We start from the raw sequence: 6,306 nt of genomic DNA, 5'->3' as shown, positions 1-6,306 counted from the left end.
ACGGACGGGACTGGAGCGTCGGTACACCGCTGGCACTCGTCCTGCTGTTCCTCGTCCCGCTCGCCCTGGCCGTCGGCCACCGGCTGCAGCTCCTGCGCTTCGACGACGACGTGGCGGCCTCGCTCGGCGTCGACCTGCGCCGGCTGCGCGCCGGAGCGCTCGCCCTCGCCGTCGCCCTCGCGGGCACGGCCGTCGGCGTCGGCGGTCCCATCGCCTTCGTCGCCCTCGCCGCACCGATCCTGGCCCAGCGGCTTGCCGGGCCCACCCGGGTCCCGATCACCGGCTCCGCGCTGACCGGCGCGGCCCTGATCGCCGCGGCGGACGCCCTGGGACGTGTCGCCGCACCCGTCGAACTGCCCGTCGGCGTCGTCACCAGCGTCCTCGGCGGCCCCTTCCTGCTCTGGGTCCTGTTCCGCCCGGACCGTGCCACCGGAAAGGCCTGACCATCCCCATGACCGACGCACCCCACCGGACCGCCCCCGGCCTCGAAGTCAACGCCCTCCACGCCGGCTACCCCGGCCGCCCCGTCGTCCGGAACGTCGACCTCACCGTCCCCGCCGGGCAGGTCGTCGCGATCGTCGGCCCCAACGGCTGCGGGAAGTCGACCCTGTTGCGGTCCGTCGCGCGGCTGCACCGTCCCGAGTCGGGCACCGTCCGGGTCGGCGGCGAGGACATCTGGGCGCTCAGCCGGCGCCGGGCCGCCCATCGCGTCGCGCTGCTGCCCCAGTCGCCGCGCGCACCCGAGGCCGTCACGGTGGCCGGGCTCGTCCGCTACGGCCGCCACCCCCAGCAGGGTCTGCTGCGCCAGTGGTCCAAGGAGGACGAGAACGCCGTACGTGACGCCCTCGACGCCACCGGGACGACGGAGCTGGCCGGAGAGCGCCTGGACAGGCTCTCCGGCGGCCAGCGCCAGCGGTGCTGGCTCGCGATGGTCCTCGCCCAGCACACGCCGGTCATCCTGCTCGACGAACCGACCAGCGCGCTCGACCTCGGCCACGCGGTGGAGGTCCTGGAACTGGTGCGGGAGGTCGCGGCCGCCGGCCGCACCGTCGTCATGGTGCAGCACGACCTGGCGGCCGCGGCCCGTTACGCCGACCTCCTGGTGGCCATGAAGGACGGAGAGGTCGTGGCCCGGGGCGAGCCTTCAGGGACGGTGGACGAGGCGCTGGTGAAGGAGCTCTACGGCCTGGAGGCGGACATACTCAGCGCCCCGGGTGACGCCTCGCCCGTCGTGGTGCCCAGGATCCGCCGGCCGGTGTAGCCGGCGTACGGCGCTTCGGCCCCCGTCGCAGGGCGGGGCGGCCGCTCTCCGCCCGGCCGTGCGGAGAGCGCCGGCGCGCCGGGTCAGGCGGAGAGCAGATCCAGGAACGCGGTGAGCTTGCCCCTGGTCCGCTCGATCTGCTGTTCCACGGTCAGTGACTCCTCGAAGCGCCCGCCGGGGGCGGGGGTCTTCTTGCCCCGCACGTACAACGAGCAGTCGAGGTCCGTGCACAGGTAGATCCCCACGGAATTTCCGTCCCGGCCCGCCTGTCCCCGCTTCCGGGCGGTCATCAGCGACACTCCGCCGCCCGGGTGTGTGGTCAGGCAGACCGAACACATGCTGCGGTGCAGGAAGCCGCGCTGCTGGGACGGGAAGCGGAGCGTGATGCCGATGAGTTCGCCCCGCAGCTCGGTGACGACATAGCTGCGGTCCGGAGCCGACAGGTCCCGCCACCCCAGGAAGTCCAGGTCGTCCCACTGGCGCTCCTCCAGGTCGCGGGGGAGCGGCAGGCGCTTCGCCTCTCCCTTCGAACAGTTGACGAATGACGCTCTGATGTCCTGCTCGCTCACGGCTCTCATGACGTCGACGCTAACTCTGCCTATGACCCCTAGGCAAATAATTAATAGGGCTAGGCCGAACCCCTGGGCGGAGCGATCCGCAGACGAGGGGCCGCAGGGCGCGCGATGCCGAGATCCGGGCGCCAGGCGGCCAGGATCTGGGCCGACGGGCCGGACGGGGGGCTCGGCAGCTCCTCGGGACCGGTCCACCGCCACGCGCTGATGAGATGCGGTTCGGTGACTGCGGGGACTGCGGACTCCACCCTCACCGGCGCGGCCGTGCTGATCCGGTTGATGCCGCCGACCACGTCGTGGACCATCGCGAAGACGGTCACGGCGTCCACGGGCACCCGTAGTCCCGTCTCCTCGCGCGGTTCGCGGGCGGCGGCCGCCGCGACCGACTCGTGCGTCGGGCCGGCCTTGCCACCGGGCAGCTCCCAGGTGCCGCCGTGGTGCCTGCCGAGCAGGATCCTGCCTTCCCCGTCCTGTACGACGGCGCCGGCCCCGAAGGCGGCCCGCGCGCGTGACGGGCGGGTGCTGCGGGGCGCGGCGTTCGCGGGACCGGTGGTCATGTGCTGCTCTGTTCCCGGATGCCGGATACGGAGTGCCCCGGGCTCCGGCATCCTCACACCGTGCTCACGTCACCAGACGGAGAGCGGTGTCCGAGAGGCCCAGCCGGACGGACTGCCCCCACGTCAGCTCCAGTGCGTCGCTCTCCATCCCGTCCCCGAACACCACCATCCGGTCCGACTCGACGGTCAGTCTGAGGCCGTCCCCGGGCCCCAGTTCGCCCGCGGTCATCGAGGTCCCGGTGGCCGGGGAGGGCCATGCCTCGCGCACGAACCAGACCAGCCGTGGGTCGGAGGGCGCGGGCAGCCGCAGCGGGCCGCCGCGCTCGCGCCAGAGGGAGCGCAGCCAGCCGGTGGAGCCCGTACCGGTGCCGACCAGGACGCCCGAGGACGCCTGGGACTCGGCGGCGGGCGGGGCGCCGTCGGGGCCGATGCTGTAGCGGGCGGTCTGATGGCCGGGGGACCCCAGGTAGATCTCGTTGAGGGCGAGCAGCCGCTGTGTGTCGTCGGCGACGGCTTCGGTCATCGTGAGGGCGTCGACCCGTGCGCGGGGCGACACGGCGGCCCGGCACAGCGCCGCGGTGTCACCTGCCCGGTGGCGTACCAGGACTCCGGGGTTACGGCCCGGATCGGTGTCGATGCCCACCACCGGCTGCCCGGACAGGTACTTCGCGACGTTGGCGACCAGCCCGTCCTGCCCGACCACGACGACCACGTCCTCGGGCCCGAACAGGAAGCGGTCGAGGTCCGCCCGCTCCACCCGGCTCCGGCGCCACCGCAACGGCACGGCGGCGGCCACCTCGGTGAGTGCCTGCTCGTAGCGCCGGTGGCGGTCGGCCACCTCCTCGACGGACCGGCCGCGTGCGGCGAGCACGAACGCGGCCTGGCCGTGCGTGCCGTGCCGCGCCAGGAGCTCCTCGTACTCGGTCCTGCGGTGCACCAGCACGGCCCGTGGGGCCAGGCTCACGCCCGGGCCTCCGGCTCCGGTCCGCCGAGCCTGGCGAGCAGACCCGTCAGGACGTCGGGGGAGAGGGTGAGGCTGTCGATGCGGGGCAGATTCTCGGCCAGCCGCGTCGCGGCCAGGGCGTGCAGCGTCCCCGGGTCGACGTCCGCGTGCGCCTGCAGCCAGGCCGACTGCGCCTCGGCGCGGGCCGCCCCGACCTCACGTGCGGCCTCCGCCTCCGCGCGTGCCAGGCGCACGGTGCGGGCGGCTTCGGCAGCCGCGCGCACTCCGTCCGCCGCCGACTTCTCCTCGGCCTCACGCCGGGCGTTGGTGCCGCGCTGGTCGACCAGCTGCTCCTCCCGGCGCGCGAGCTCGATCCTGCTGGCGAGCTCGTTCTCGGCGATGGTGCGCTCGCGCTCGACCGCGACCGCCCGGCGCTCGTACACCGAGCGGTCGGCCTCCTGCTGGATCTGCTCCCTGGCCGGGGTGCGCAGAGCGCGCTCGACCTCCGCCTCGGGGCGGATGGCGACGACGCGTACGGCGACCACGTCGATACCGGTGGCGGGCAGCCGGGGCTCGGCGGCGAGCCCGGTGGCGACCCGCTCCCGTACGGCGGCGACCCCGTCCACGAGCGCGGTGGCGAGCGGGGTCCGGGCCAGGACGTCCAGGGTGTGCTGCTGCGCGGTCTCGGTCAGCAGAGTGGCGATCTGCTCCAGGGGCGCACCGCGCCAGATCCCGGTGTCGGGGTCCACCGAGAAGTCGAGCCGGGCGGCGGCCTCGGCCGGATCGCTGATCCGGTAGGTGACCGTGGCCTGCACGGTGACGTCCTGGAAGTCGGCGGTGCGGGCGTGGAACGCCATCGCCAGCTCCCGGTCGTCGACCGGGACCTCGGAGAGCGCGGCGGAGAGCGAGCGGTACCAGAAGCTCAGTCCGGGGCCGTCGTGGGTGAGCCTGCCGCGCTTGTGGTGGCGGATGTGGGCGGTGGGCGCGGAGCGCAGATGGCGCCAGCCGAGGCGCCGGGTGATGTCGGCCATGTCGGGACCCCCTCTTTCTCGTCAATGAGACGATAATGAACGCCGAGGGATATCGTCAAGAGGACGAAAACAAGCTTCGGCGGGTGCGGGGAACGCGGACGGCCGGCGGTCCCCGAAGGGACCGCCGGCCGGCCGGGTGCGCGCCGCCCCCGTCCCCACGGTCCGGCGCGCGGGCGGGCCGTCGTCATCCGCTCGGGCGACGGCCCACGTTCATCAGGACCCGCTCCCCCGGGGGGCGGGCCGGGACGCGGGAAGCCCGAGTGCCGGGAGTACGGCGCACTCGATGAAGCGTGTGAGGAAGGCGTCGTCCGGGTGCCGCCCCTCCAGGAGCGGCCGGGCGCGCATGATGCCGAGCACCTGGGCGGAGACGTAGTCCGCCGCGGGGTTGCCGGCCTCGATCTCACCGCGCCGGACGGCGCGCTCGACCATCGCGTCGAGCGCGGCGATGGCCGGTTCGATCAGGGTGGAGCGCAGTGCGCGGAGCAGGTCGGGATTCTGGAGTGCGGCATGGCTGAGGGCGTGCATCAGTGCGGTGTCCTGGCCGGACACCGTGTCCACCGCCCGTGCGGCCTCGTGCAGGTCGCCGCTCAGGCTGCCGGTGTCGATGTCCGAGAACAGGCTCCTGCGGGTGCCGTGCAGTGCGGCGACGACCAGCTCGGGCTTGGAGCCCCACTGGCGGTAGAGCGTGGACTTCCCGCAGCGGGTGCGGGAGGCGACGCCCTCCATGGTCAGCGAGTCGTAGCCGCTCTCCCGGAGCAGGTCCAGCACGGCGGTGTAGAGCTCCTGCGCGCGCTCCGGTGTGATCTTCGACCGGCGTGACGCGGGTGCTGGCTCCTGTACCGGACCGGGCGACGGCATCTGTTTCCCTCTCTGCGGCTCTGCGGCTGGGGGTCCTCGATACGCCAGTGTACCGATACGCGCGTGTATCGATACGCCTCCGTATCGGTACACTGGCGTATCGATACGGCGTGGACTGGCCACGCCGACGACGTAACAGCGCACCGTCAGCAAAGGGGCACGGGTGATGCACACCCGCAGCGAGCCTGCGGAGCGGGAGCCGGACACCTCAGCCCGACCGCCCCTCGTCCGCGAGCTGCTTCTCGTAGCCGGACTCTTCCTCGCCTACAAGCTCGGCCGGCAGGCCGCGAACGGCCGTGTCGAGGAGGCCTTCCACAACGCCGGACACGTCTGGAGCTTCGAACGGGCCGTGGGCCTCCCCGGCGAAGGGGCCGTGCAGGGTGTGCTGCTGCACAGCCACACGCTCGTCCAGGCGGCGAACACCTACTACGCGACCGTGCACTTCCCGGCCACGCTGGCGTTCCTGGTCTGGCTGTACCGGCGCCGCCCGCGCCACTACGTCTGGTCACGCCGCATCCTGGCCGTACTCACCGGCGCCGCGCTCGCCCTGCACCTGCTCTTCCCGCTCGCCCCGCCGCGGATGCTGCACGCGGCGGGCCTCGTCGACACCGGGCAGGTCTACGGTCCCGCGGTGTACGGGGACACCCCCGCGACCGACTCGATGGCCAACCAGTTCGCGGCCATGCCCTCGCTGCACGTCGGCTGGGCCCTGGTGGTCGCCGTCGGGCTGATCGTCGCCACGCGCTCCCGGTGGCGCCTGCTGTGGCTGCTGCACCCGCTGCTCACCCTGCTCGTCGTCGTGGGCACCGCCAACCACTACTGGCTCGACGCGATCGTGGTCTCCGCCCTGCTCGCCGTGGTCTACGCCGCGCTCGGACTGCCGCGCACCCCGGTCCTCACGCACCTGCCGTGGCCGGCGGCCGCCCCCGTCCGGAGCTGTGCGTCCCCCGCCTACGCACGGCCCGGGGTGCGGCGATGAACGCCACGCTGACGGCCGTCGCGCTCTCCCTCGTCTCCGCCGGTGCCTACGCCGCCGCCGCGGTGGCGCAGGCCCGGCTCGCCGGCCGGACCGGGCCCTCCGCCG

Annotated in this window: 8 protein-coding genes; 3 read left to right on the top strand and 5 right to left on the bottom strand. The window is 73.7% G+C overall.

The features are described from left to right. Positions 1 to 443, top strand: a 443-nt coding sequence (locus VN520_RS25755; RefSeq protein WP_325749328.1) for an iron chelate uptake ABC transporter family permease subunit, incomplete at its 5' end; no start/stop codon positions are given. An 8-nt stretch (positions 444 to 451) separates the two neighbouring features. After that, positions 452 to 1,261, top strand: coding sequence for an ABC transporter ATP-binding protein (locus tag VN520_RS25750; RefSeq protein WP_325749327.1), 810 nt, complete (start codon positions 452 to 454; stop codon positions 1,259 to 1,261). Between the two features lie 83 nt (positions 1,262 to 1,344). Here VN520_RS25750 and VN520_RS25745 read toward each other — a convergent pair whose 3' ends face one another. The 5 genes from VN520_RS25745 to VN520_RS25725 form a co-directional block, all read right to left on the bottom strand. After that, the gene (locus VN520_RS25745; RefSeq protein ID WP_325749326.1) at positions 1,345 to 1,839 is read right to left on the bottom strand and encodes an FBP domain-containing protein; all 495 of its coding nucleotides are present in this window, start codon (positions 1,837 to 1,839) and stop codon (positions 1,345 to 1,347) included. 50 nt (positions 1,840 to 1,889) lie between these two features. Continuing rightward, positions 1,890 to 2,390, bottom strand: coding sequence for an NUDIX domain-containing protein (locus VN520_RS25740; RefSeq protein WP_325749325.1), 501 nt, complete (start codon positions 2,388 to 2,390; stop codon positions 1,890 to 1,892). 64 nt (positions 2,391 to 2,454) lie between these two features. Then, positions 2,455 to 3,354, bottom strand: coding sequence for a hypothetical protein (locus tag VN520_RS25735; RefSeq protein ID WP_325749324.1), 900 nt, complete (start codon positions 3,352 to 3,354; stop codon positions 2,455 to 2,457). Next, entirely contained in the window at positions 3,351 to 4,364 is a 1,014-nt protein-coding gene (locus VN520_RS25730; protein WP_325749323.1) for an SPFH domain-containing protein, read from the bottom strand. Before VN520_RS25730 ends, VN520_RS25735 begins: the two co-directional genes overlap by 4 nt. 213 nt (positions 4,365 to 4,577) lie before the next feature. Further along, the gene (locus VN520_RS25725; RefSeq protein ID WP_325749322.1) at positions 4,578 to 5,222 is read right to left on the bottom strand and encodes a TetR/AcrR family transcriptional regulator; all 645 of its coding nucleotides are present in this window, start codon (positions 5,220 to 5,222) and stop codon (positions 4,578 to 4,580) included. Between the two features lie 166 nt (positions 5,223 to 5,388). Here VN520_RS25725 and VN520_RS25720 point away from each other — a divergent pair, with 166 nt between their 5' ends. Then, positions 5,389 to 6,201: a phosphatase PAP2 family protein gene (locus tag VN520_RS25720; RefSeq protein ID WP_414719953.1), complete on the top strand. Its 813-nt coding sequence runs from the start codon at positions 5,389 to 5,391 to the stop codon at positions 6,199 to 6,201. Positions 6,202 to 6,306: the final 105 nt, after the last annotated feature.

This window comes from Streptomyces sp., from assembly GCF_035563135.1.
Taxonomy (GTDB): Bacteria; Actinomycetota; Actinomycetes; order Streptomycetales; family Streptomycetaceae; genus Streptomyces.
Note: the sequence above shows the minus strand (reverse complement) of the source record. Positions and strands in the feature narration are given on the sequence as shown.

What these genes read in the sequence shown, in the direction of transcription:
- VN520_RS25750 (WP_325749327.1), top strand. Translation starts at nt 452, where the DNA reads ATGACCGACGCACCCCACCGGACCGCCCCCGGCCTCGAAGTCAACGCC.
- VN520_RS25745 (WP_325749326.1), bottom strand. Translation starts at nt 1,839, where the DNA reads ATGAGAGCCGTGAGCGAGCAGGACATCAGAGCGTCATTCGTCAACTGT.
- VN520_RS25725 (WP_325749322.1), bottom strand. Translation starts at nt 5,222, where the DNA reads ATGCCGTCGCCCGGTCCGGTACAGGAGCCAGCACCCGCGTCACGCCGG.
- VN520_RS25740 (WP_325749325.1), bottom strand. Translation starts at nt 2,390, where the DNA reads ATGACCACCGGTCCCGCGAACGCCGCGCCCCGCAGCACCCGCCCGTCA.
- VN520_RS25730 (WP_325749323.1), bottom strand. Translation starts at nt 4,364, where the DNA reads ATGGCCGACATCACCCGGCGCCTCGGCTGGCGCCATCTGCGCTCCGCG.
- VN520_RS25720 (WP_414719953.1), top strand. Translation starts at nt 5,389, where the DNA reads ATGCACACCCGCAGCGAGCCTGCGGAGCGGGAGCCGGACACCTCAGCC.